This window comes from Antarcticirhabdus aurantiaca (assembly GCF_009765365.1).
Taxonomy (GTDB): domain Bacteria; phylum Pseudomonadota; class Alphaproteobacteria; order Rhizobiales; family Rhizobiaceae; genus Antarcticirhabdus; species Antarcticirhabdus aurantiaca.
In genome coordinates, this window is the sequence record NZ_VTOM01000003.1 from 285,423 (window position 1) to 307,993 (window position 22,571).

The 22,571-nt window shown below is 71.7% G+C and carries 19 protein-coding genes; 14 read left to right on the forward strand and 5 right to left on the reverse strand.

Features of this window, described 5'->3' with window-relative positions:
- The first annotated feature begins 85 nt into the window (after positions 1 to 85).
- From uxuA to FZN60_RS05300, 5 genes are all read left to right on the forward strand, one after another.
- Entirely contained in the window at positions 86 to 1,276 is a 1,191-nt protein-coding gene (gene uxuA, locus FZN60_RS05280) for a mannonate dehydratase (RefSeq protein WP_158871917.1), read from the forward strand.
- Between the two features lie 27 nt (positions 1,277 to 1,303).
- Positions 1,304 to 1,993: a D-lyxose/D-mannose family sugar isomerase gene (locus tag FZN60_RS05285; protein WP_158871797.1), complete on the forward strand. Its 690-nt coding sequence runs from the start codon at positions 1,304 to 1,306 to the stop codon at positions 1,991 to 1,993.
- Between the two features lie 165 nt (positions 1,994 to 2,158).
- Complete coding sequence (locus FZN60_RS05290) at positions 2,159 to 3,769, forward strand: putative bifunctional diguanylate cyclase/phosphodiesterase (protein WP_158871799.1); 1,611 nt, start codon at positions 2,159 to 2,161, stop codon at positions 3,767 to 3,769.
- Between the two features lie 8 nt (positions 3,770 to 3,777).
- Positions 3,778 to 4,221, forward strand: a complete 444-nt coding sequence (locus tag FZN60_RS05295) for a BLUF domain-containing protein (RefSeq protein WP_158871801.1) — start codon at positions 3,778 to 3,780, stop codon at positions 4,219 to 4,221.
- Between the two features lie 96 nt (positions 4,222 to 4,317).
- On the forward strand, positions 4,318 to 4,584 hold the full coding sequence (locus tag FZN60_RS05300) for a hypothetical protein (RefSeq protein ID WP_158871803.1): 267 nt from the start codon (positions 4,318 to 4,320) through the stop codon (positions 4,582 to 4,584).
- A gap of 66 nt (positions 4,585 to 4,650) precedes the next feature.
- Here FZN60_RS05300 and FZN60_RS05305 read toward each other — a convergent pair whose 3' ends face one another.
- The gene (locus FZN60_RS05305; protein WP_158871805.1) at positions 4,651 to 5,400 is read right to left on the reverse strand and encodes a PspA/IM30 family protein; all 750 of its coding nucleotides are present in this window, start codon (positions 5,398 to 5,400) and stop codon (positions 4,651 to 4,653) included.
- Positions 5,397 to 5,822 carry a YjfI family protein gene (locus tag FZN60_RS05310; RefSeq protein ID WP_158871807.1) on the reverse strand — a complete coding sequence of 142 codons (426 nt, stop codon included), beginning with the start codon at positions 5,820 to 5,822 and terminating at the stop codon, positions 5,397 to 5,399. Before FZN60_RS05310 ends, FZN60_RS05305 begins: the two co-directional genes overlap by 4 nt.
- A 106-nt stretch (positions 5,823 to 5,928) precedes the next feature.
- Here FZN60_RS05310 and FZN60_RS05315 point away from each other — a divergent pair, with 106 nt between their 5' ends.
- From FZN60_RS05315 to FZN60_RS05330, 4 genes are all read left to right on the forward strand, one after another.
- On the forward strand, positions 5,929 to 6,585 hold the full coding sequence (locus FZN60_RS05315) for a DUF2491 family protein (RefSeq protein WP_422570288.1): 657 nt from the start codon (positions 5,929 to 5,931) through the stop codon (positions 6,583 to 6,585).
- A gap of 66 nt (positions 6,586 to 6,651) precedes the next feature.
- Positions 6,652 to 7,053 (forward strand): DUF350 domain-containing protein, encoded by a 402-nt coding sequence (locus tag FZN60_RS05320; protein ID WP_158871811.1) that lies wholly within the window; start codon positions 6,652 to 6,654, stop codon positions 7,051 to 7,053.
- Positions 7,054 to 7,066: 13 nt separating this feature from the next.
- Positions 7,067 to 7,651 (forward strand): DUF1190 domain-containing protein, encoded by a 585-nt coding sequence (locus tag FZN60_RS05325; protein WP_158871813.1) that lies wholly within the window; start codon positions 7,067 to 7,069, stop codon positions 7,649 to 7,651.
- Positions 7,652 to 7,653: 2 nt separating this feature from the next.
- Positions 7,654 to 8,811: a glutathionylspermidine synthase family protein gene (locus tag FZN60_RS05330; protein WP_158871815.1), complete on the forward strand. Its 1,158-nt coding sequence runs from the start codon at positions 7,654 to 7,656 to the stop codon at positions 8,809 to 8,811.
- 11 nt (positions 8,812 to 8,822) lie between these two features.
- Here FZN60_RS05330 and FZN60_RS05335 read toward each other — a convergent pair whose 3' ends face one another.
- The 3 genes from FZN60_RS05335 to FZN60_RS05345 are packed head-to-tail and all read right to left on the reverse strand — an operon-like array spanning position 8,823 to position 11,448.
- Positions 8,823 to 9,716 (reverse strand): NAD(+)/NADH kinase, encoded by an 894-nt coding sequence (locus tag FZN60_RS05335; RefSeq protein WP_158871817.1) that lies wholly within the window; start codon positions 9,714 to 9,716, stop codon positions 8,823 to 8,825.
- Between the two features lie 10 nt (positions 9,717 to 9,726).
- Positions 9,727 to 10,713 carry an SPFH domain-containing protein gene (locus FZN60_RS05340; protein ID WP_158871819.1) on the reverse strand — a complete coding sequence of 329 codons (987 nt, stop codon included), beginning with the start codon at positions 10,711 to 10,713 and terminating at the stop codon, positions 9,727 to 9,729.
- An 18-nt stretch (positions 10,714 to 10,731) separates the two neighbouring features.
- Complete coding sequence (locus FZN60_RS05345; RefSeq protein WP_158871821.1) at positions 10,732 to 11,448, reverse strand: NUDIX hydrolase; 717 nt, start codon at positions 11,446 to 11,448, stop codon at positions 10,732 to 10,734.
- Between the two features lie 361 nt (positions 11,449 to 11,809).
- Here FZN60_RS05345 and FZN60_RS05350 point away from each other — a divergent pair, with 361 nt between their 5' ends.
- The 5 genes from FZN60_RS05350 to FZN60_RS05370 are packed head-to-tail and all read left to right on the forward strand — an operon-like array spanning position 11,810 to position 22,489.
- Positions 11,810 to 15,664, forward strand: coding sequence for a DUF4132 domain-containing protein (locus FZN60_RS05350; protein WP_158871823.1), 3,855 nt, complete (start codon positions 11,810 to 11,812; stop codon positions 15,662 to 15,664).
- Complete coding sequence (locus FZN60_RS05355; protein ID WP_246726605.1) at positions 15,661 to 16,764, forward strand: ATP-binding protein; 1,104 nt, start codon at positions 15,661 to 15,663, stop codon at positions 16,762 to 16,764. Before FZN60_RS05350 ends, FZN60_RS05355 begins: the two co-directional genes overlap by 4 nt.
- A 9-nt stretch (positions 16,765 to 16,773) precedes the next feature.
- Positions 16,774 to 19,263, forward strand: coding sequence for a DUF5682 family protein (locus tag FZN60_RS05360; protein WP_158871825.1), 2,490 nt, complete (start codon positions 16,774 to 16,776; stop codon positions 19,261 to 19,263).
- Complete coding sequence (locus FZN60_RS05365) at positions 19,260 to 20,408, forward strand: VWA domain-containing protein (RefSeq protein WP_158871827.1); 1,149 nt, start codon at positions 19,260 to 19,262, stop codon at positions 20,406 to 20,408. The genes FZN60_RS05360 and FZN60_RS05365 overlap by 4 nt, the downstream gene beginning before the upstream one ends.
- Positions 20,405 to 22,489, forward strand: coding sequence for an SWIM zinc finger family protein (locus tag FZN60_RS05370; RefSeq protein ID WP_158871829.1), 2,085 nt, complete (start codon positions 20,405 to 20,407; stop codon positions 22,487 to 22,489). Before FZN60_RS05365 ends, FZN60_RS05370 begins: the two co-directional genes overlap by 4 nt.
- Positions 22,490 to 22,571 lie beyond the last annotated feature (82 nt).

The following is a 22,571-nucleotide window of genomic DNA, read 5'->3' on the forward strand; positions in this document are numbered from 1 at the left end:
TGATGATCGCCCTATTTTCCGCCAATCCTCGCCCATCTGGACCAACCAGATCGTGCGCAGGCAAAAGGGTTCGTCGATGGATCACATGAAGGAGTGCTTCCGCTGGTACGGGCCGAACGATCCCGTTCCGCTCGCCCATATCCGGCAGGCGGGCGCGACCGGCATCGTCACCGCGCTCCACGAGATCTACGACGGCTCGGCCTGGAGCGAAGGCGACATCCGCGCCCGCAAGGCGCTGATCGAGGCGGCCGGGCTCGAATGGGCCGTGGTCGAGAGCATCCCGGTCCACAACTCCATCAAGATCGGCACGCCCGAGCGCGACCGCTACATCGGCTGGTATCAGGATACGCTCAGGGCGCTCGCCGCCTGCGGCATCGAGACGGTCTGCTACAACTTCATGCCGGTCCTCGACTGGACGCGCACGGAGCTTCGCCACCCCATGCCTTCGGGCGCGCTGGCGCTGCGCTACGACGCGGTGGACTGCGCGGCCTACGACCTCTTCGTTCTCCAGCGGCCCGGCGCCGACGCCGACTACGACGGCGCGCGGATCGCGCAGGCGCAGGCGCGCTTCGAGGCGATGGGCGCGGACAGGATCGCGCTGATCGAGCGCAACCTCATCGCCGGATTGCCCGCCAGCGAGCGGCAATACGACCGCGCCCGCTTCCTCGCTGCGCTCGGCGACTATGCCGGGCTCGGCCGGGACGAGCTGCACGCCAACCTCGCCTACTTCCTGCGGGCGATCGTGCCGGTGGCCGAGGAGGCCGGCCTGCGCCTCTGCATCCATCCGGACGACCCGGCCTTTCCGCTCTTCGGGCTCCAGCGCATCGTGTCCACCGCCGAGGACGCGCGGCGCATCCTTGCTGCCGCCGACAGTCCGGCCAACGGTCTCACCTTCTGCACCGGCTCCTACGGCACGCGGGCCGACAACGATCTGGCCGGGATGGTCCGCGCGTTCGGTCCCCGCATCCACTTCGCGCACCTGCGCAACGTGACGCGCGAGCCGGACGGCTCCTTCCACGAGTCCGATCATCTCGGCGGCTCGGCCGACATGCCCGCCGTCATCATCGCGCTGATGGAGGAGCAGGCACGGCGCCGCGCCGAGGGCCGCGCGGACTGGCAGATCCCGTTCCGGCCCGACCACGGGCACCTCATGGCCGACGACCTCGCCAAGGAGCGCATCAATCCCGGCTACTCGCTGATGGGGCGCCTGCGCGGCCTCGCCGAGATCCGCGGCGTCATGCACGGCGTGTCCGCCGACCGGCGCCTGTCGGTCTGACCCTTCTGGCTCCTTGAGGACGACGCGATGAAGCGCTCCGAGATCAACCGCATCCTGCGCGAGGGCGAGGCCTTCATGCGCTCCTTCGGCCAGGTGCTGCCGCCCTTCGCCTATCTCTCGCCGGCCGAGATGAAGGCCCGGGCGGCCGAGCTGCGGGCGCTGCCCGAGCGCCAGCTCGGCTGGGACGTCACCGACTTCGGCTCGGGCGAGTTCGCCCGCACCGGCCTCTTCCTGTTCACCGCCCGCAACGGGCAGGCCGCCGATCTCAAGCGCGGCGGCGGCATGGTCTATGCCGAGAAGATCATGATCGCCCGCCGCGACCAGCTAACGCCGATGCACCGGCACGAGCAGAAGGCCGAGGACATCATCAACCGCGGGGGCGCCCGCCTCGCCATCGAACTCTTCTCGGCGGCGCCCGACGGCTCGATCGACCCGGACCGGCCGGTCGAGATCCAGACGGACGGCCGTCTTCGCCGCCTGCGCGGCGGCGACGTCCTGACGCTCGGACCCGGCGAGAGCGTCACGCTCCTGCCCCGCCTGCACTGGCACGCCTTCTGGGGCGAAGGCGGCGACGTCCTCGTCGGCGAGGTGTCCACCGTCAACGACGATCTCGGCGACAACGTCTTCCGCGATCCGGTCGGACGGTTCGCCACGATCGAGGAAGACGAGGCTCCGCTCCACCTCCTCGTTTCCGACTACGAGACCTGGCTGCGCTGACCGCCGGAGGGACGCGAGCACTGGGTGACGATCGGTAAAGGATGTGGCCGACCGCCGCCCAACTCCGCCGCGGAACCACCGGCCGACGGAATATACGCGGCTGACATTCACTCCTACGTAGTTTTTCGCAGCTAGGCTGCTCCGATCACTCCGATCGGGAAGCCCATGTCCGTCCATCCTTTGCCGAACTCCGATGGGCGGGGCCGCGCCGCGCCGGGGTCGGACGCCGTTCTCGACGCCCTGCCCCATCCGGTGGTCGGCTTCGACTGGGACGGCGAGGTCATCTTCGCCAACGCGTCGGCTCGCGACTGCTTCGGCGAGCGGATCGTCGGCTCGGATTTCGCCGACCTCTTCCCGAACGGCTCGGACCCGTTCAAGCAGCTGGCCGCGGCTGGGCGCGTGCTCGGCCTTGTGTCCAACGCCCAGACTCGCTTTCGCGGCCTCTTCGGCGCCATGGCCGCCGGCGGCTTCGTCCTCAGCCTGATTGCCGAGGAGGCGGACGCGGCGGCTGGCGCGGAGGCGGACGAGCTTACCGGCATGATGAAGCGCGGCGGGCTCGCCCTCCGGCTGGACGCGGCGCTCGCCGATCTCGCCGGCGGCGGCGCGCGGCTCGCCGTCCACTGCATCGACCTCGACCGCTTCAAGACCGTCAACGACACGCTCGGTCACGGCGTCGGCGACGGCCTCCTGAAGAAGGTGGCCGACCGGATGCGCGCGGCCTGCCGCAAGGAGGACTGCGTCGCGCGCATCGGCGGCGACGAGTTCGTCGTCATCCAGGCCGGCGTCGGCGACCGCACCGATGCCGAGCGCTTGGCCGCCCGGCTCGTCGACCTCATCGGACGGACCTACGTCCTGAGCGGCCACACCGTGAACATCGGCGCGAGCGTCGGCGTGGCGCTCGCCGAACCGGGCCAGGGAACGCGCGATCTCCTGCGCAACGGCGACCTCGCGCTCTACGAGGCCAAGCGCGCCGGGCGCGGGCGCTTCCGCGTCTTCGAGGACGGGATGGACGCGGCGCTGCGCGACCGGCGCGAGCTTGAGATCGACCTGCGCCGCGCACTCGCGCTCAAGCAGTTCAGCCTCCACTATCAGCCCTTCATCGACCTCCAGACGGAGCGGACGATCGGCTTCGAAGCCTTGATCCGCTGGGATCATCCGGTGCGCGGCCGTGTGACGCCGGCAGACTTCATTCCGCTCGCGGAAGAAACCGGGCTGATCAGCAAGATCGGCGAGTGGGTGCTGCGGACGGCCTGCGCCACCGCGACGACGTGGCCGGACGAGATGTCGGTCGCCGTCAACGTTTCGCCCGTGCAGTTCAAGTCGGACAACCTCATCGAGACGATCGTCTCGGCGCTCGCTCATTCCGGCCTGCCGGCCCATCGGCTGGAGATCGAGATCACCGAAGGCGCGCTCCTGGAGGACACGTCCAACGTCCTGAAGACGCTGCACGCGCTGCGCGACCTCGGCATCCGCATCTCGATGGACGATTTCGGCACCGGCTACTCGTCCCTGAGCTACCTGCAGAAGTTCCCCTTCAACAAGATCAAGATCGACCGCTCCTTCGTCCAGGGTGCCGACGAGGGCGGCGACAACGAGGCCATCCTCAAGGCCATCGCCGGCCTCGGCCTGAGCCTGGGCATGGCCATCACCGCCGAAGGCGTCGAAACGCCCGAGCAGCTCGCCCGCATCCGCGGCGAACAGTGCACGCACGTGCAGGGCTACTTCACCGGCCGTCCCATGCCCGCGGACGGCATCGCGACCTTTCTTCAAGCATGAGAACCGGAATGCCCGCCCCCCTCTACCAGCTCGTCTACTACAGCCGGAACGCGGTCTCGCGCGACGGGGCCGGCTTCGAGGCGGAGGTCGCCTCGATCCTCGCCGCCAGCCGTCGCAACAACGAGGCGGCAGGCGTCACCGGCACGCTCCTGTTCAATGCGGGCGTCTTCGCGCAGGTCCTGGAAGGCCCGCTCGACGCCGTCGAGGCGACCTTCGAGCGCATCCAGCAGGACGACCGGCACGGCGACGTGTCGCTCCTGGCGCTGGAGCCGATCGCGCAGCGCTCGTTTTCCGGCTGGGCGATGGGTTTCGTCGGGCGCTCGGCGGAGAACACGGCGCGCTTCGCCGAGGTCGGCCTGTCCAGCGGCTTCGACCCCGCCGCGCTGGGCGGCCAGAAGGTCCACGCCATCCTGCGCGATCTGACCGTGGAAGAGGAAGCGGCCGCCGCCTGACGCCGTTCCGGGAACCCGCGCGCCGGCCGGGGGCTTCACCCCACCTGTTCCGCCCGCCGAAAAAGGGCAGCGGTGCGAGACCGAGGAGGATCGAGGATGGACATTTCCGATGACGAGCGCGAATTCCTGCACGGGATGCGCGCGCTGGAGATCAACGAGGCCGGCGACGAGGTCTATGTCGGCCTCAGCCGGGCGGAAAGCGTCGAATTCCTCGACCTCATGCGCCAGTACGAAACGGGCACCCTGCCCCCCGGCTCGACGGAGCGCTTCGAGGCGCTGCGCAAGCGGCACGAGGAAACGCGGCGGGCGATCGTCGCGGGCGAGGCGCCGATCAACCACTCCGCCCCCGACGGCAGCCGCTAGAAAGGCGCGGCTCTCCGCTCACATGCCGGCCCGCCGCCGAGGCTTCGGGCCGGCCGCCTCGACCGGTCAGGGTTTGGGATCGTAGCCGATCCCCGGCACCGGAGCTTGCGGTCCGGGCAGCGCCTTGTTGGCGTCGCCGCGCATGATCTCGGCGAAGACGTCGTCCGACGAGGAGCGGCTGCCGCCGATGCCGGCTTCGAGAAGCGCCTGGTCGAGCGAGGAGCCGCTCTGCAGCGCCTGGAGTTCGGCGCCCGCTTCCAGGCGGCCCGCCATGGTCTCCTGCCGCTTCTTCACGCGCTCGAGCGACTCCATCGCGCTGCCGAGCCGCGAATTGACGCCGGCATGGCTGGAGGCGATCGCCGACTGCGCCTGCAGCAGCGACTCGTTCGCCTTCACGCTCTCCACTTCGCGGCGCATGGTCTGGATGCGCGTCTCGGTGTCCTGGACGGCGCGGAGCATCTGCGCCTGCGCGCCCTGGAGCCGCTGCAGCTCGCTCTCGTCGCGGGCCATGTCGGCGCGGTTGCGCGACATGCGGTCGGCGAGCTGGCGGGCGAGGTCCTCGCGGCCGGCCGTCATCGCGGCACGCGCCGACTCCATGTCCTTCTGGTCCTTCGCCCGCGCCTCGTCGACCCGGCGGCCGAGCGACTTGGCGGAGGCCATGATCCCGGCGAGGTCCGAGCGCGCCTTGCGCAGAGCGTTCTCCGCGTCGCGGATCTCCTGGTCGAGGATGCGCAGCGCCTGCGCGTCGACGGCGGTCTCGGCCGCCTCGTTGATGCCGCCGCGCACGGCGGAGAACAGCTTGCCCCAGACGCTCATGCCGCGATCTCCCCGTTGCGCCATTCCTGGATGAGGTTGGCCGCGTCCTCGGCATTGCTGGCCAGGACAGCGATCTCCTCCACCACGACCTCGGCCGACGAGCGGGCCGAGAGCGAGCCGAAGAGTTCGTACCATTCCTCGCCGTTCACGATCGAGATGCCGAAGGTGGAGAGCGGCACGAGCTTGTGCGTCTTGAGGGCGAGGCGCTCGAAGGCGCTGCGCTCGGGCACGCTGTCGGCCGGGGCCAGCATGACGCTGGCGAGGATCTGGTCGCCGCCCGCGACGACGAAGACGTCGAGGTGCCCCTTCTCCTTCAGCGTGACCCGCAGGACGTCGCCCTCGATCGAGACGTCGACGTCGCCGAGGGCGGGTGGATCGGAGGCGAAGAGCTCCGTCAGGGATGCGAGGTTCCAGTTGGCCAAGTCTCTCAAACTCCCGTCTCGAACCGTCGCCGCCCTTCCGTTGGGCGGCCGGCATGTAATAAGGGTTGCGGCGAACGGCACAAGGTGAATCGAGATGATCGGACGCATCTTCGGCTGGGGATCGGGCGGCGGGCAAGCGGCGCTGCCGGCCGAGCGCGGGCCGCTCGGCGTCGCCATCGGCGGCGGGATCGAGATCGACACGCTGAGCCTCCAGGCCGGCATGGCCGGGGCCGAGCCCTCCATGCCGCTGCCGTCCGGCGGCATGATGATCGTCGCGGCCTATGGCGAGGCCCGGCTCGACGCGAGCACCGTCCTGTCGCGCTACTACGATGCCGACAACACCATCCTCCAGGTTCTCTCGGCCTCCGCGACCCTTGGCGAGGAACTCCTCGACGTCAGCATCTACCAGCCCTGGGACAGCGTGGTGCCGGCGGGCGCGGCAGACTGGGCGCGCTGGCGCGGGCCCTCCGGCCTCATCGGCCAGCCCCGCTACGACGCGGACGGCATCGTCTTCGAGCGCTTCTGGGGCGACGGCGCGGGGCGCGCCGACCTCGTGGAGTTCGTCGAGACGGTGGACGACGGGGAAAGCCGGCGCGAGATCCACCAGTCCTGCATGCTCTACGCCCGCCCGCTCGGCCAGGCGCGGGAGATGCTCCTGATCAACATCGAGCGCGACCTCGGCCTCGGCGCGGCCTCGCAGGGCACGTCGATCGAGTTCATCCTCGGCTACGGGCTGATGGCGGCCGACGTGCGCCGCCTCTGACCGCTCCGCCGCTCCCTTCGCATCGTCCGCCCGATCCCGCCACCTGAGCAAAGGACTTCCCGCAGCATGTTCGGCTACGTCGCAGGCCTGCCGGCCTTTCTCGCCTACTTCGCCACCGGGCTCGGCTCGCTCGCCGCCTTCTCCATCCTGTACTCCGCCCTCACCCCGCAGCACGAGCTGTCGCTGATCCGCACGGGCAACGCGACGGCCGTCGTCGCCTTTCTCGGCGCGATCCTCGGCTTCTCCCTGCCGCTCGCCTCGGCCGCGGCGAACTCCGTCTCGCTCGTCGACTTCCTGATCTGGGCGATCGTCGGCGCGGTCTTCCAGGCCATCGCCTTCGCCGTCGCCTGCCTGACCATGAAGGGCCTGCCACAGCGGATCACGAACGGCGAGATGGCCGGCGGCCTCTGGTCGGCTGGCATCTCCGTCGCCGTCGGCATGCTCAACGCCGCCTGCATGACCTACTGAGCGGGGCGCGGCCATGACCAGACGCTTCATCAGCCGCAAGCCGCCGCTGCTCGCGCTCGGCACGATCGCCGCCGGCGGCCTCGCGCTGTCGGCCTGCGGGGACGAGCCCGCCGACGACACGCTCTTCACATCGCCGGCCCAGTGCATCGAGGCCGGCGTCGAGACCGACATCTGCAACGCCGAGTACCAGGCCGCGCTCAGCCAGCACCTGCGCGACGCCCCGAAGTTCGACGGCCAAGCGGCCTGCGAGGCCGAGTACGGCGCGGGCCGCTGCATGGAGGTTCCGCGCGACCAGGCCGGCGGCTCCGGCGCGGGCAGCTTCTTCCTGCCCTTCATGACCGGCTACCTGATCTCCTCGGCCGTCCAGAGCCTGACGAACTACAACTCCTACGGCACCTATGTCGGCGGCGGTTCCTATCGCCGGCCGACGCCGATCTTCACGGGCCGCAACGGCACGACCTACCGGTCCGATCCCGCCATCGGCAACCGGACGTCGACGCCGCGCCCCGCCAACGTCAACACCCGCACGGTGTCGCGCAGCGGCTTCGGCGGCCTGTCCTCCAGCCGGAGCGGCGGCGGCTTCTCCTTCGGCGGCTGACGGTGGAGCGCCTTCCGATCGAGCCTCGCGAAGGCTGGCAGGCGAAGGCCGAGGCCGTCGGCTTCGGCTTCCACGAGATGTACGGCGAGCCCTACTGGCTCGACGACGTGCACTTCCGCTTCACCATGGCGGAGATCGAGAACGAGATCGAGGCGCCGACGCAAGACCTGCACGACCTCTGCCTCGACCTCGCGGCGGAGGTCGCCGAATCCGACGCGCTGATGGCGCGGCTCGCGATCCCGCCCGAGCAGTTCGCCACCGTGCGCGAGTCCTTCCGCTCCGGCCAGCGCTCGCTCTACGGCCGCTTCGATCTCGCCTATGACGGGCGTGGCCCCGCCAAGCTTCTCGAATACAATGCCGACACGCCGACCGGCGTCTTCGAGGCGGCCTACTTCCAGTTCAACTGGCTGACCGATCAGGTCGCGCTCGGGCGCCTGCCCGAGGCGGCCGACCAGTTCAACCTCCTGCAGGAGAGCCTGATCGCGGCCTTCGCCGCCTTTCCGGCCGACCGCATCTTCCACTTCGCGGCGGTGACCGCGAGCGACGAGGACCGGGGAACGGCCGCCTATCTCATGGACTGCGCCGTCCAGGCAGGCCATCGGACCGCGCTCATCGACATGGCTGCGATCGGCGTCGACGCGGTCGGGCGCTTCACCGATCCGCAGGACCGCGTCATCGACCGCTGCTTCAAGCTCTACCCCTGGGAAGACATGATGCGCGAGCCCTTCGCGCGCCATCTCCCGGGGTCCGGAACGGAGTGGGTCGAACCGGCCTGGAAGGCGATCCTGTCCAACAAGGGCATCCTGCCGCTCCTCTGGGAGCGCCATTCCGGCCACCCCAATCTCCTACCCGCCTTCTTCGGGGACGATCCGCGCGCAGCCTCGCTGGCGGACGGCGTGCGCAAGCCCTTCTTCTCCCGCGAGGGCGAGAACATCGCGATCGTCGAAAATGGCCGCGAGATCGAGGCGACGGGCGGCGACTACGGCGCCGGCCCGACGATCGTCCAGGCCCTGACGCCGCTGTTCGAGGCCGGGGGCCAGTTCGCCGTTCTCGGCACCTGGGTCGTGGGGAACGCGGCGGTCGGCCTCGGCATGCGCGAGGACCGCTCGCGCATCACCCGCAACCTGTCGCGCTTCGTTCCGCACGCGATCGTCGGCTGAGATCGCGCGGCTCAGCCGGCGACGAGGTTGAGGGTTCTGGGAGCCGGCGACAGGCGGACCTGCCGCCCCCAGTCGAAGGCGATGAAGTCCTGCTCGATGCCGTCGGCGAAGATGACGCCGCCCTCGTTCATGCGCGAGGTGACGAGGAGCGGCTCGACCGACAGCTTGCCGGCGCGCATCCGCGTCGCGGTGGCGAGGCTCGGAAAGGGCTCGCGAACCCAGTAGCCGACCGCCCGCTCCTCCCGGCCGAGATCGAGTTCCAGATGCGTCGCCTCGGCGATGGAGCGGGCCCACCCCGTCGCCCCGGTTCCCGAGGCGACGATGAGGCCGCTCGACGCGTGTTGCTCGGCCGCCCCGTCCGCCTCGATGCGGTAGCGGGCGGACTGGTGGCTGCGATGGCCGACGAAGATCTCGTTCAGCGCCAGAAGCGTTTCGCCGCCGTCCAGCACGGCCTGCACCATGGTCCGCCGCTCCAGCCGCGCCTCGCGCGCCGCGCTCGCCGGCAGGAGCGCCGCGAGTTCTTGCGCGGAGAAGCGCACGAGGACGCCGTCGACGACGTCCGGCGCCGGGTTGACGCCGATCACGGGCTGGGCGTCGAGATATTTGGCGACGTTGGCGACGAGCCCGTCCTGGCCGAGCGCGATGACGACGTCCTCGGCGGCGAACAGGAAGCGGTCGAGATCCTCGCGCCGCACCGCCGCCTGCCGCCAGGTCGGGGGCACGGCGGCGCGCGCCTGCCCCAGCGCCGCCTGGAAGCGCCGGTGACGCTCCTCGACGTCCTCGATCCGCTGGCCGCGGCTTTCGAGGAAGAAGCGCGCCTGGTCGCGCGTCGCGTGGGCCGCGACCAGGAGCTCGTAATCCGTCGCGCGCGTGACGAAGACGGCGCGGGGCGCGAGGGTCGTCATGGCCGGCCCCTCACCGCGCCTCGATGCCCGCGACCGGCGCCTTGCCGAGGCCGCCGAGAAGCGTCGCGAGAAGGTCGGGCGTGACGTTCAGGTGCTCGATCGTGTCGAGCTTGCCGGCGAACTCGCGCGCGGCGAGCGCGAAGAGGATCGGGGGCGGCAGGTCGCGATAGACCGCGACGTGGTCGCGCTCGGCCGCGATCTTGGCGCCTTCCAGGGCGCGGATGCGGTTCGCGTCCGTCGCCGTTTCCACCTCGCGCGCCTCGGCGGCGCCCATCGCGCGGTTTCGAGCGTTCTCGGCCTCCTCGGCGATCAGGAGCTTCTCGCGCCGGGCAAGCTCGGTGCGCGTCGCCAGCTCGTTCTCGGCAATCGCCCGCTCCTTCTCGACGGCCAGCGCGCGGCGCTCGAACACGGCCTCGTCGGCCTTCTGCTGCAGGGCTTCGAAAGTCGGCGTCTGCAGCGCGCGCTCCAGCTCGCTCGTCGGCGCGAGGCCCTTCAACCGCACCGACACGACGGCGATGCCGATCTCGGCGAGCGCTGGGTCGGCGGCGAGCACCGCTTCCAGGCGTCGGCGCATCGGCTCGGGTCCGGCGTCGAGAAGGACGCGCACCGGCTCGCCCGCCAGTTCCTGCAGCACCGCCTGGTTGGCGACGCCCGCGATGCGGGCCTCGATCCGCTCGATCGGCTCCTTCTGCGGCTTGCCGCCGACGAGGCCGATCGAGAAGTCGACGCGGCTCGCCAGAAGCTCGGGATCGACGACGTGCCAGCCGACCGTTCCCTGCACCGCGACGGTCTGGAAGTCCTTGCTGCGGCCCTTCACGAAGAGCGTCATTTCCCGGTCGTCCATCGGCAGCTCGGCGATGCTGGCGGTCTCCGGCCGGAACCAGAAGACGAGGCCCCGGCCGCTGCGCTTCACGCGGCCCCGGCGGTAGTGGATGACGTGGTGGCTCGCCTCGCTGCGAAGCTGGGCGAGGACGCCGAAGTTGCGGATCGTGGCCATGGAAAGCCTCCTTTGCGGTCAGGTGTTCGGCTGGAAGCGGAAGAGCTCGGCGGGGCGGAAGGAGGCCCCTTCCTCGCGGGCGCCGGTCGGCGCGATCCAGCCCTTGTCGAGCATGCGCCGGCGAAAGGCGGGCTTGTTCAGCGACGTCCCGAGGATCGCCTCGTGCACCTCCTGGAGCTGGCGCAGCGTGAAGCGCTCGGGCAGGAGCGAGAAGCCGACATCCGACCAGTCGAGCTTGCCGCGCAGCCGCATCAGCGCCGCGGCGAGGATCTCGGCATGATCGAAGGCGAGCGGCAGCGCCTCGCCGCGCGGCGAGCGGGCGGCGAAGCCTTCCCCGGTCGGCCCGATCTCGAGGACTGCGCCGAGACGGTCCGGCGTGTCGCGAAGCGCGTCCTCGAAGGCGCCCTCCTCCATCAGCCCGAGATAGGCGACGGTCACGATGCGCATGCGCGGATCGCGGTCCACGGCACCGAAGGTGTAGAGCTGCTCCAGCCGCGCTCCCTCGATCCCGGCCTTGTCGCGCGCAACCCGGGCCGCCGCCGCTTCCAGGTCCTCGTCGATGCCGACGAAGCCGCCCGGCAGCGCCCAGCGGTCCGCCTGCGGCGGCGCCGTGCGGCGCATCAGCAGAACGGATGGGCGCCCGCCGCGGATCGACAGCAGCACCAGATCCACCGTGATCGATGGCCGCGCGAAGGCTTGCGGATCGTAGTTCCGGAGAAAATCGTCATCGCTCATCGGAAAGCCTTACGCCATTTTCTAGATATATCTAATACGCAAAAAAGATATATGTAAAGAGGGCTTTCGTCCTGGCCTGCAGAGTTGGTGGATCCGATCTCCCTCCGAAGTTCTCCGAACTACGATCCGGTCGACGGCCCCTCCAGCGGAACGCTGCGGGCATAGTCGCCCGTCAGTCAGCTCTACAATCTTAGGCTTTAGTCGTGCGCCCTTTGCTGCCGCACAGCCGTCCCCGGCCGACGCCTGCGGCCGTGCTTTCCGGACTTTCCGAGTCCCCTTTTCGTCACATGTTCGACAAGCTGAGGATGCAGACCGGCACGAGAAAACGGCAGAAGGCGACCCGATGATCGGATCTAACCTGATGAAACTGTTCGGAATCGGCGCAACGCCGGCGACCGCTCGATCTGCCGAAGGCCTGACGGAAGCAGACCGGCGGGCGATCGCCGCCGACCTCCAGCCGCTCGACGAGGTCGAGAAAGGTCTCGGCGAAGCGGTGACGCGGCACGTGCTCGGCGGCGAGGAAGCCTCGGCCTTCCTGCGCATCGAGGCGCTCCTGGCGGGCGGACGCAACGGCTCGCCCCCTGACATCGTCTCCGCCCTTCAACCCTGGGGCGCCTACACGGAGAACAAGACGGAGAACAAGCGCCGCCTTGCCGCCCGGGCCCGCGTGATCATGGGGCTCGAAGGCTTCGACCCCGGCGTGATGCGGCGCTACGGCCAACTCTTCGCCTATCACTACGCGACCGGCAGCTACCGCTGGAACTTTCCCGGAAGCGACGCATCGCCGCTCTGGCTGCGCACGCTCGTTGCAATGGTGACGAACCACCTCGACCGGGACCAAAATCCGAAAGGTGCGGGCTTCCTGTCGGTGCCTCGGATCGCCGCCATGCTGGAGGGCGCGGGCATCGCGTTTCTTCGCCCGCTCGTCGACTGCGCCTTCACCGACGGCGAGGAGCGGCGCTACAGTTCCTCGGGAAGCGGCAGCTACCTGCGCATGGACGGCTTCGCCGAGGCCCTCGCGGCGCGGCCCGACGAAGCGCTGGAGGCGATCCGGGCGCTGGCCGCCAGCGGCCGCCTGACCATGCTCAACCTCCTCGCCCGGACGCAGCTGATCAACGCCGATCCGCGCTTCTTCGACTTCGCCTTCGCCTCGGCCGGGGACGGCTCGCGCGTGGTGCGCGACGGCGCGATCGCCACACTTGCCGGCGCGGACGCGGCGCGCATCCGCCAGAAGGCCAACGAGGCGCTGGCTTCGCGCCAGGCCGCCGATCGCCTCGCTGCCGTCCGGATGCTGCTCGCGCGCTTCGGTGCCGAGGCACTGCCGATCCTCGACGCGCACGAGGCCTCCGGCGAGAAGGCCAAGGCCGTGCTGCAGGCCATCGCCACCGCCCGGGGCACGGCGACGCTCGCCAGCGAGAGCGACGACGGCGTGGCGGACGGCGCGGAGGGCTTCGTCGCCTTCGACGGCGCCCTCGTGCCCGCACCGCCGCCGTCCGAGCCCGAGCCGCCGTTGCCCGCCGACCTCGAAGCGGCGCTTCGCGAGGTCTTCGAGGCGGTGAATGCGGCAGCGCGCGTCGACTACGACCGCACGCCGCCGGGCAAGAACTGGAACGAGCGGCCCGCAAAGCCCTTCGCCCAGCCGATCGATCCGCGGGTTGCCCGGCATGTCGTCGCGGCGATGCGCGGCGAGAGCCTGTCCGACGCGGACAGGAAGTGGGTGCGGCGGACGGTGGCCGGTCATCTCGACCATTGGATGACGACGGCCCGGCGCGCGCACTGGAGCGGCCTCCTGGCGGTCATGGGGCGCAACGACGTCGGTACGGTGGCGATCGCCCGCCTGCTCTTCCTCGACGAAGGCCGCAACAGGGCCTGGACCCGCGTCGTGCAGGACGTGCTCGGCCTGCACTCCTATACGTCCGACGCTGCCGAAAAGGAGCTGAAGCGGCGGTTGGAAGCGGGAGCCGACTTCCGGGCCGTCATCGAGGCCGCGGAGGCTGCCGAACGCCCGTTCAGGGCGGAATACGCGGAATGCGAATCGGGATATGCCAACTTCCCCACCCATCCGAAGGCCCCGCGCAACGACAGCGTCTGGCCCGTCCTGTCGGCGAACATGGACGTGCTCGATGCCGGCTTCGGCACGGTCACGAGCCGTGCCCGCGGCAACGCCGCCGACGTCGCGCTCTTTGCCCTGCGCTTCTTCCCGCGCCTGCCGCGCCGCTTCTTTCCGGCCGTGGTCGACCGGGCCTCGCAGGGCACGCTGCGCCAGCGCAACTTCGCCCGCTGGCTCCTTCGCGACATCGCCGACCTGACACCGGTGATCGCGCCCATGCTGGAGGCCGGGCCGGAAGCGACGCGGATCGCCGGGGCGCGCTGGCTCGGCGAGCGGCGCGATCCCGCCGCCATCGCGCCCTTGCGCGCCGCATTGCTCAAGGAAAAGTCGGTCGGCGCGAGCGCCGCCATCCTCGCGGCGCTCGCCGCCTGCGGCGACGACGTGTCCGACCAGTTCTCGGAGGAAAAGCTCCTCGCCGACGCCGAAGCGGGCCTCGCCAAGACCAAGGCCGACTTCTCCGTCCTGTTCGACGCGGACAATCTTCCGGCGCTGCGCTGGGCGGACGGGCGCCCCGTGCCACCCAAGCTCGTGCGCTGGTGGTTCGTCCGGGCGCACAAGCTGAAGAACCCCGGTGGCGACCCGCTCCTCCACATGGCGCTGGAGCGGCTGGACCGGAGCGACGCGGAACGGCTCGGGCGCGAGGTGCTCTCGGCCTTCATCGCCTACGACACCCGCCGGCCCTCCAGCGAGGAGGCCAATGCCTATGCCGGCCAACATGCCAAGAGCCGCGCCGACGGCTACAAGCGCTGGCGGCAGGACTATACCGAGGATCTCGCTTTCGCCGAGCTGCGCCGCGAGAAGCTGGCCGAATATCTCGGCAGCGCGCTCGACCATCGCGGGCTCCTCGCCCTCGCCCGCTTCGCCCCGGCGGCGGAATCGACGGCGCTGGTGAAGCGCTTCCTGCGCGATCACGGCAAGCGGCCGAACCAGTGCCGCGCGCTCGTCGACGCGCTGATGGCCAATCCGACGCCGAGCGTCCTCCAGCTGGTGCTGGCCGCCTCGCAGCGCCACAAGCAGCCGGGCCTGCGAAAGTATGCCGGCGAGGTGGCGGCGCGCTATGCCGAGGATCGCGGCTGGACGCCGGCCGAACTCGCCGACCGCACCATCCCGACCGCCGGCCTCGACGAGACCGGAATCCTGGAACTGCCGATCGGCGAGCGGACCTTCCGCGCCCGCCTGGAAACGGCCAAGAACAAGAAGGGCGGGCAAGACCTGCGCCTCGTCCTGGAGAACCCGGACGGCAAGCCCGTCGCGTCCCTTCCATCGCCGAGCGATCCCGACGAGGCGAGCGAGGCCAAGGACGCCAAGGCCGCCCTGTCGGCCGCCAAGAAGGAGCTGAAGCAGACCGCCGAGCTGCAGACCAAGCGGCTCTACGAGGCCATGTGCTCCGGCCGGATCTGGTCGCGCGAGGACTTCGAGGGCTTCATTCTCGGCCATCCCGTCATGGTCCACCTCGTGCGCCGGCTGGTGCTGAGCGGCCACGACGCGGACGGCGCGCCGATCGCGAGCTTCCGCGCCCTCGAGGACGGCTCCTTCACCGACGCCGAGGACGGTCGCGTCGAGGTCGCCGCGTTTTCCGGCATCGCCATCGCCCATCGTGCCGGGCTCGGCGAGGCCGCGAGCGAGGCGTGGCGCACGCACCTCTCCGACTACGAGGTCGCGCCGCTGTTCGAGCAGTTCGAGCGTCCGACGCTCGAAGGCGCCAAGCCGGAAGCGACCCGCATCGAGGACCGCCGCGGCTGGATGATCGACAACCTCGCCCTGCGCAGCGCCGCGGAAGGGCTCGGCTACGGCCGCGGCTCGGTCGAGGACGGGGCCGGCTTCTACACCTACGAGAAGACCTTCCCCGACAGCGAGCTCGTGGCGGTGATCGAGTTCAGCGGCAGCTACATCGGAGAAACCGAGCGGGTGGCGAAGTTCCTGACGGCCCTGACCTTCGAGCCGGCGGGCGGCGAGCGCGCCGGGCGCTGGTTCGGCAGCGACAACGGCGTGAAGCTCGCCGACGTGCCGCCCGTTCTCCTGTCGGAGGCCTGGAACGACTATCACCAGATCGCCGCCAAGGGCACGGGCTACGATCCCGCGCACGAGCGAAAGGGCGGCTGGTGAGCGCCGTGTCCGAAATCCGCGCGCTCCGCCCCGCCGCCGAGGCGCTCCACGCCGCCGAACTGGAACGCCTCCTCGACGCCGACCGCGCGCCGCGCCCGCCGGGGTGGCGGCTGTCGGCCCGGGCGGTGCGCGCCTTCGTTCTCGGCGACGAGGCGCTCGGCGTTTCGCGCAAGTTCTACGGCGACGACGCGCTCGTCGAGCGGGCGATCGTCAGCCTCATGGGCGAGCAGGGACTGATGCTGGTCGGCGAGCCGGGAACGGCGAAGTCGATGCTGTCCGAACTCCTCGCCGCCGCCGTGTCGGGAACGACACGCCTCGTCGTCCAGGGCTCGGCCGGCACGACCGAGGACCACCTGCGCTACGGCTGGAACTACGCCCTGCTCATCGCCGAGGGGCCGAGCGAGCGGGCGCTGGTGCCCTCGCCCGTGCTCCAGGCGATGCGCTCGGGCTCGATCGTGCGCGTCGAGGAGCTGACGCGCTGCCCGCCGGAGATCCAGGACGGGATGATCTCCATCCTGTCGGAAAAAATGATCGCCATTCCAGAGCTCGGCGAGGACGCCGTGGTGCGCGCCGCGCCCGGCTTCAACGTCATCGGCACGGCGAACCTGCGCGACCGCGGCGTCAACGAGATGTCGAGCGCGCTCAAGCGCCGCTTCAACTTCGAGACTGTCCACCCGATCGGCGATCCCGCCTTCGAGCGCGAGCTGATCGCCCGCCGCCTCGCCGACCGGATGGGACCGTCCGGCATCGAGCCGCGCCTGCCGGACGCGACGCTGGAGATCCTCGTCGCCTGCTTTCAGGAGCTGCGCGAAGGCAAGACCCGCGAGGGCGTCGCGCTCCAGAAGCCGGCGGCCGTGATGTCCACGGCCGAGGCCGTCAACGTCGCGCATGCCGCGGCGCTGGAGGCGGTTTATCTTGACGGCGGCGAGGTCACCGGCGCCCATCTGGCGCGGCAGATCGGCGGCGTGGTTCTCAAGGACGATCCCGAGGACGGGCGCAAGTTCAAGTCCTATGTCGACCACGTCGTGAAGGACCGGGCGCGCGGCGGCGGCGCCTGGCGAACCTTCTACGAGGCCGCGCGGACGCTGAGGCTCGGCTGAATGACGGCGATGGCAGACGGATCGCGGGCCGGGCGCGGCGATCTCGCCGCCTGGGGTCGGCGGCTCGCCGCCGGCGAGAACGGCACCGTCTTCTTTCCCATCCGCCACCACAGTCCGGCCTGCGCGCTGCACCTCGCCCGCGCACTGGCCGAAATCCGCCCCCGCGCGCTCGTTCTGGAGATGCCGGCCGACTTCGCGCCGCTGCTGCCGCTGCTCGCCGACCCGGCCATCCGCACGCCGGTTTCGATCGTCTCGATCGCGGCGGGCAAAGGCGACGAGCGCGTGCCGATCGGCCATTGGCCGCTCTCGGCGACGGCGCCGGAATGGGCGGCGTTGCGCTTCATCCAGGCGAACGAGGTTCCGGTGTTCCTCGCCGACCTGCCGAGCGGAACGCGCCTCGCGGACGAAGCCGCGACGGACGAGGAGGCTGAGCCGGACGCGCCTGAGGAGCCGGCGGACGCGCCGGCCCCCATGCTCCTCACCGACGAGGCGGCGCTCGCCTATGGCCGCTACGCCGACAACATCGTCCGCGCCCTCGGCGCGCGGGACTTCAACGAGGCCTGGGACCGCCTCTTCGAATCGCGCCTCGCCGCGACCGACTGGCGCGGCTTCTTCCGCGACGTCGGCGTCCATTGCTTCCTGACCCGGCAGGCGACGTCGGAAACGACGATCGCCGCCGACGACACGTTGGCGCGCGAGGCCGCGATGCGCGCCGCGATCGCCGAAGCGCGGGACCTCGCCGGCGACGGGCCGGTCGCCGTCGTCACCGGCGGCTTCCACACGCCTGCCCTTCTCGACCCGCCGGATGCTCCCGAGCCCAGGCGCCACGCGGCGAAGCCGGGCGCGGCGACGCCCTATCTCGTGCGCTACACCCATCAGGCGCTCGACCGGATCAACGGCTACGGCGCCGGCATGCCCGCCCCCGCCTGGTACGAGCGGCTGCAGGCCGCGGCGCAGGCCGGCGCGCCCGATCCCTTCGCGGCGGCGACCGACGACCTCGTCCTGCATCTCGCCGACCGGCTGCGCCGCGAGCGGCCGGGCTTCGCGCCGCCCTTTCCGGCCGTGGTCGAGACGCTCGCCCATGCCCGCCGGCTGGCGGCGCTGCGCGGCCTTCCCGGCCCCGGCCGCTGCGAGGTGCTCGACGCCGCGCGCTCCTGCCTCGTCAAGGACGAGGAGCCGCGGCTCGGCTCACCCCTTATCGAGCTGCTGGTGGAGGAGCTGACCGGCGGCGCCATCGGCGAGGTGCCGCGCGCCGCCGGAAGCCCGCCGCTCGTCGAGGCCGTGCGCACCCGCGCCCGGGCGCTCGGCTTTCGCATCGAGGACGGCATCGAGAAGGCCCGCAGCCTCGACCTCCATCGCCGCGCGCGCCACCTCGCCGCGAGCCGCTTCCTTCACGCCATGACGCTGCTCGGCACCGGCTTCGGCCAATGCCGGCAGGGGCCGGACTGGACCGGCGGCGTGTCGACCAACATCCTGACGGAGCAGTGGACCTATCGCTGGTCGCCGGCCGTCGAAACCCGTCTCGTCGCGCTCTCCGCCGACGGCGACACGATCGAGCGGGCGGCTGGCGGGGTGCTGGCGCGGCAGGTCGCAGCGCTCGGCGAAGCCGGCCGCGACCGCGATGCGGCAGCGGCCGTGCGGCTCCTCGTCGGCGCGGCGCAGGCGGGGCTCGCCGGCGCCTGCGGGCCGCTGGTGCGGGCGATCGGCGCGGCGGTCGCGGCCGACCCGGACTTCGGCCGCGTCGTGTCCGCTCTCGCCGCGCTCGACAACCTGTATCGCGGGCGGCACGTCCTCGGCCTCGCCGACACGCCCGATCCCGAGCATCTTCGCGCCGGCGCCTTCCGCCGCGCCATCGACCTCTTGCCGACGCTGCGCGACGCGCGCGAGGACGACGTGCCGCGCCTCGTCGAGGCGCTCGCGGCGCTCAACGAGATCGCCGAGACCGACGCCGGCACCGGCACCTCCACCGGAGAGCGCCAGGGGCTCGATCTCGACCTTCTGGACGAGGGCGTCGCGGACCTCCTCGACGCGGCGCTCGCGCCGCGCGTCGCCGGGGCGATCGCGGGGCTCGCCTTTCTCACCGGCCGCCTCGACGCGGCCAAGCTCGCGGCGATCGTCGGCGGACCGCTCGATCACGGCGGCGACGCCAGGATCCGCGTCGAGCCGCTGGCCGGCCTGCTCGCCGTGCAGCCCGCGGTCCTGAAGCGCGTGCCGGCGCTGCTCGCGCGGGTGGATGCCGGCCTGTCGCGCCTATCCGAGACGGAGTTCCTGGCGCTGCTGCCGCCGCTCCGCCTCGCCTTCACGGGGCTCGCGCCGGGCGAGACCGACAGCCTCGCCGCCGCCATCGCCGCCGGCCGGAACAGCGACATGGATCTCTCCGCCCCGCTTCCGAGCGGCCTTGCCGAAGCCGACCTCCTCGCCAATGCCCGACTCGACGCGGCGCTTGCCGCGAGGCTGCGCGACGACGGCCTCGGGGCCTGGCTGGAGGCGGCGTCGTGAGCGAGAACGGCCCCGACGAGGCCCTGCGCCGCTGGCGCCTCGTGCTCGGCCGCTTCGCCGACCGGTCGCTCGCCGGCTGCTGCGGGGGCGACGACCTCCGGCGCGACCGGGCGCTCGAGCGGATCTACGGCGAGTCCTACCGCCGGCGCGGACTGCGCCTCGACGTCGGCCCGAAGAGTTCGCGCGGCGGCTCGGAGCCGACGCGCATGACCATGCCCGAATGGTTCGGCGAGATGCGCGAGCTGTTTCCCCGCTCGACCCTGGAGGTCGTCAAGGCAGACGCGCTGTCGCGCTTCGGCATGACGGAGATCCTCGACGACCCGAAGGCGCTCGCCGAGCTGGAGCCCGACCCCGCGATCCTGTCGGCGCTTCTCGCCCATCGCGGCCGCTCCGACCCGGCCGTGGAGGCGAAGATCCGGCAGGTCGCCAAGCGCGTGGTGGAGGAGCTGACGAAGCGCCTGCGCGTCCAGACGAGCCGCGCCCTATCCGGCGCGCGGCGGCGCGGCGCGACCACGGGCCTGCGGGGCGCGGCGCGCGACATCGCCTGGGACGAGACGATCCGGCGCAACCTGCGCAACTGGGATCCCGAGCGGAAGGTGCTCGTCGCCGACCGTCTGCGCTTCCACGCCGCGACGCGCCGGCACCTGCCCTGGCGCATCATCCTGTGCATCGACCAGTCCGGCTCGATGGCGACCTCGCTGATCTACAGCGCGGTCATGGCGGCGATCCTGTCGACGCTGCCCGCGGTCGACGTGAAGCTCGTGCTCTTCGACACGGCGATCGTCGACGTCAGCGATCAGGTCGGCGACCCCGTCGACGTCCTGATGTCCGTGCAGCTCGGCGGCGGCACCGACATCGGCCGGGCGCTCGCCTATTGCGAGCAGAAACACGTCGCGACGCCCGAGCGCACCGTGCTCGTCCTCGTCTCCGACTTCTGCGAGGGCGCGCCGATAGGCCCCATGCTCTCCACGGTCAAGCGGCTCGCCGGCGCGCGGGTGAAGCTCCTCGGCCTCGCCGCGCTCGACGAGGCCGCCCGACCCTCCTACGACCACGCCACCGCCCAGCGGCTCGCCGAAGCGGGGATGGCCATCGCCGCGCTGACGCCCGAGCACTTCGCCGACTGGGTCGCGGGGCACCTGCGATGAGCGGGGCGCCGCGCTTCGAGCCGGCGGGCTTCGGCGACGACGTCCTGGAGGCGGCGGCGTCGAAGGGCCTCGTCCGGCGTGCCCGGCGCGACGTGGAGGCCGGTCTCGTCGCAGCGCCGGCCTGGGAGGATGGAACCGCCGTCCTGTCCAGCGACGGCGAGACCGTCCGCCTGCCGCCGGGCCCGCTTTCGGGCGCGCGCTGCACCTGCCCGGCGGGTGGCGCCTGCCGCCACATCCTCGCCGCCGTGATCGCGCTGCGCGAGGCCCCGGTTGCCGAGGATGCGCTTGAGGTGGAGGACGCGGAAGCCGACGCCCTGCCGCTCCAGCCCCTGTCGCCGCCCGCGGACCCGCTCGCCGAGATCCGCGCCATCCCGCCGGCCGCGCTTGCCAAGGCCTTCGGTCGCGCGGCCGTTGTGCGCGCGGAGGGACTCCTCGCGGCCCTCGCTCCCGACGACGTGCGGATCGAGGCGGAGCCGGGCTTCGCCCGCATCCGGCTCGGCGAGCATCCCGAGGTGATGGTGCCGGTGGGTGCCGGCTTGTCAGGGCTCGTGTCCAAGGCGGATCGCCGCGAGCGCGCCGCGCTCCACGCCGCGGCCCTCCTCGCGGTGCTGCGACCGGACCTCGTCGGCGCCAAGACCGAGGACGAGACGCAGTTGGCGGGGAACCCGTCGAGCGTCGCCGCGAACGGCCTTGCCGAGGCCGTGTCGGCTCTCCTGCGCGACGCGGCGCGGCAGGCCCTGTCGAGCGCCCCGGCGGCGCTGGAGGAGCGGATCGGCGACCTCGTCCTGTCCTCGCGCGTCGAAGCCATGCCGCGCCTGGCGGCGGAGCTTCGCGCGCTCGGCGCCTCGCTGCGGCGACGGCGCGAGCGCAGCGATGACGAGGAGCCACGCATGCTTCTCGCCCGTATCGCCCAGGCCTACGCGCTCGCCGAGGCGCTGCGCCTGTCCCCGAACGACCCCGCCCTCTCGGGCGCCGGCCGGGATACGCCGGAGCCCCTGCCCGACGGCCGCTTCGTCGGCTGCGGCCTGGAACTCTGGCGCACCGGCAGCGGCGCGCGCGGCGCCACCGCGCATGTTCTGCGCGCCGAGGACGGGCGCCCCTTCACGCTGACGCTCGCCCGCGCCGCGGGGACCGATCCGGGCTTCACCCGAAGCCGCTCGGCCACCGAGGAAGCGGTCCTCGGGCAAACGCTCGCCCGGCTCGCCGCCGCCGATCTCACGCTGGCCGGCGCGGCCGCCGACGGCCGCGGGCGCTTCTCGTTGCGCGCGGGCGTCGCGACCCGCCAGCCGGGCTCCTGGCGCGCCGCGATCGAAGCGGTGCCGGGCGCCGTCTTCGACGATTGGGGCCAGCTCGCCGCGCGGCTCGGCGAGGCGCTGCGCCCGGCGCTGGCGGGTGCCGCCGAGCGCGGTCGCCCCTTCGTGCTGCGCCCCACCGCGCTCGGCCCCTTGAGCTTCGACGGCGTCGCGCAGGTCGGCCGCTTGCCCGTCGCCGATGCCGAAGGTGTCTTCGTCGAGCTGGAAATACCCGGCGACGAGCGGCTGGAAGCGCGCGTCGAGGCGCTGGCGCGGGCGCGCGGCGCCCCCACGCCGCCGCTCCTTTGCGTGATGGCGCGGCTGCGCGGCGACGGGATCGTGCTCGTTCCGACCGCGATCGGCGGCGATGCGCTGCAGCTTCTCGATCTTCCCGCCGATCCGTATCGTCGGCAGCCGGCGACGAGCTTCTTCGCCGACTGGGCCCGTCGCCTCGACGCGCTCGCCGGTCGCCGCACCTCCGAAGAGCCGCGCTTCGAGCCGGTGCCCCGGCCCAACGGCCCGCGAATCCGACTCGCGGAAACGGCCGCCGACGAGCTTCTCGCGCTCGCCGAGCTCGGTGGCCGGATGGAGGACCCGGAACGGCTCGCGCGCATCGAGCGCGCGGCGAACGGCCTGCGCGAGATCGGGCTCGACACGCCGGCGCGCGTCCTCCAGCGCCTCGCGGCGGCTCCGCGCCACGAGCGCGCCCACCACCTCCTCGTCGCCGCCTACGCGCTGGACACGCTTTCCCGCCTGGAGCCGCGCCTTCCCTTCGTGCAGCGCGTTTGACGACGCGCGGGCTGGGGCTGCAGCCTCGCTTTCGCCGCTCCGGGCAACGAGCCTGGTGCGCAAACGGAGGATCGCCCGCATG

What these genes read in the sequence shown, in the direction of transcription:
- FZN60_RS05300 (WP_158871803.1), top strand. Translation starts at nt 4,318, where the DNA reads ATGGACATTTCCGATGACGAGCGCGAATTCCTGCACGGGATGCGCGCG.
- FZN60_RS05335 (WP_158871817.1), bottom strand. Translation starts at nt 9,716, where the DNA reads ATGACGACCCTCGCGCCCCGCGCCGTCTTCGTCACGCGCGCGACGGAT.
- FZN60_RS05295 (WP_158871801.1), top strand. Translation starts at nt 3,778, where the DNA reads ATGCCCGCCCCCCTCTACCAGCTCGTCTACTACAGCCGGAACGCGGTC.
- FZN60_RS05360 (WP_158871825.1), top strand. Translation starts at nt 16,774, where the DNA reads ATGGCAGACGGATCGCGGGCCGGGCGCGGCGATCTCGCCGCCTGGGGT.
- FZN60_RS05285 (WP_158871797.1), top strand. Translation starts at nt 1,304, where the DNA reads ATGAAGCGCTCCGAGATCAACCGCATCCTGCGCGAGGGCGAGGCCTTC.
- FZN60_RS05345 (WP_158871821.1), bottom strand. Translation starts at nt 11,448, where the DNA reads ATGAGCGATGACGATTTTCTCCGGAACTACGATCCGCAAGCCTTCGCG.
- FZN60_RS05290 (WP_158871799.1), top strand. Translation starts at nt 2,159, where the DNA reads ATGTCCGTCCATCCTTTGCCGAACTCCGATGGGCGGGGCCGCGCCGCG.
- FZN60_RS05370 (WP_158871829.1), top strand. Translation starts at nt 20,405, where the DNA reads ATGAGCGGGGCGCCGCGCTTCGAGCCGGCGGGCTTCGGCGACGACGTC.
- FZN60_RS05340 (WP_158871819.1), bottom strand. Translation starts at nt 10,713, where the DNA reads ATGGCCACGATCCGCAACTTCGGCGTCCTCGCCCAGCTTCGCAGCGAG.
- FZN60_RS05305 (WP_158871805.1), bottom strand. Translation starts at nt 5,400, where the DNA reads ATGAGCGTCTGGGGCAAGCTGTTCTCCGCCGTGCGCGGCGGCATCAAC.
- FZN60_RS05325 (WP_158871813.1), top strand. Translation starts at nt 7,067, where the DNA reads ATGACCAGACGCTTCATCAGCCGCAAGCCGCCGCTGCTCGCGCTCGGC.
- FZN60_RS05350 (WP_158871823.1), top strand. Translation starts at nt 11,810, where the DNA reads ATGAAACTGTTCGGAATCGGCGCAACGCCGGCGACCGCTCGATCTGCC.
- uxuA (WP_158871917.1), top strand. Translation starts at nt 86, where the DNA reads ATGAAGGAGTGCTTCCGCTGGTACGGGCCGAACGATCCCGTTCCGCTC.
- FZN60_RS05320 (WP_158871811.1), top strand. Translation starts at nt 6,652, where the DNA reads ATGTTCGGCTACGTCGCAGGCCTGCCGGCCTTTCTCGCCTACTTCGCC.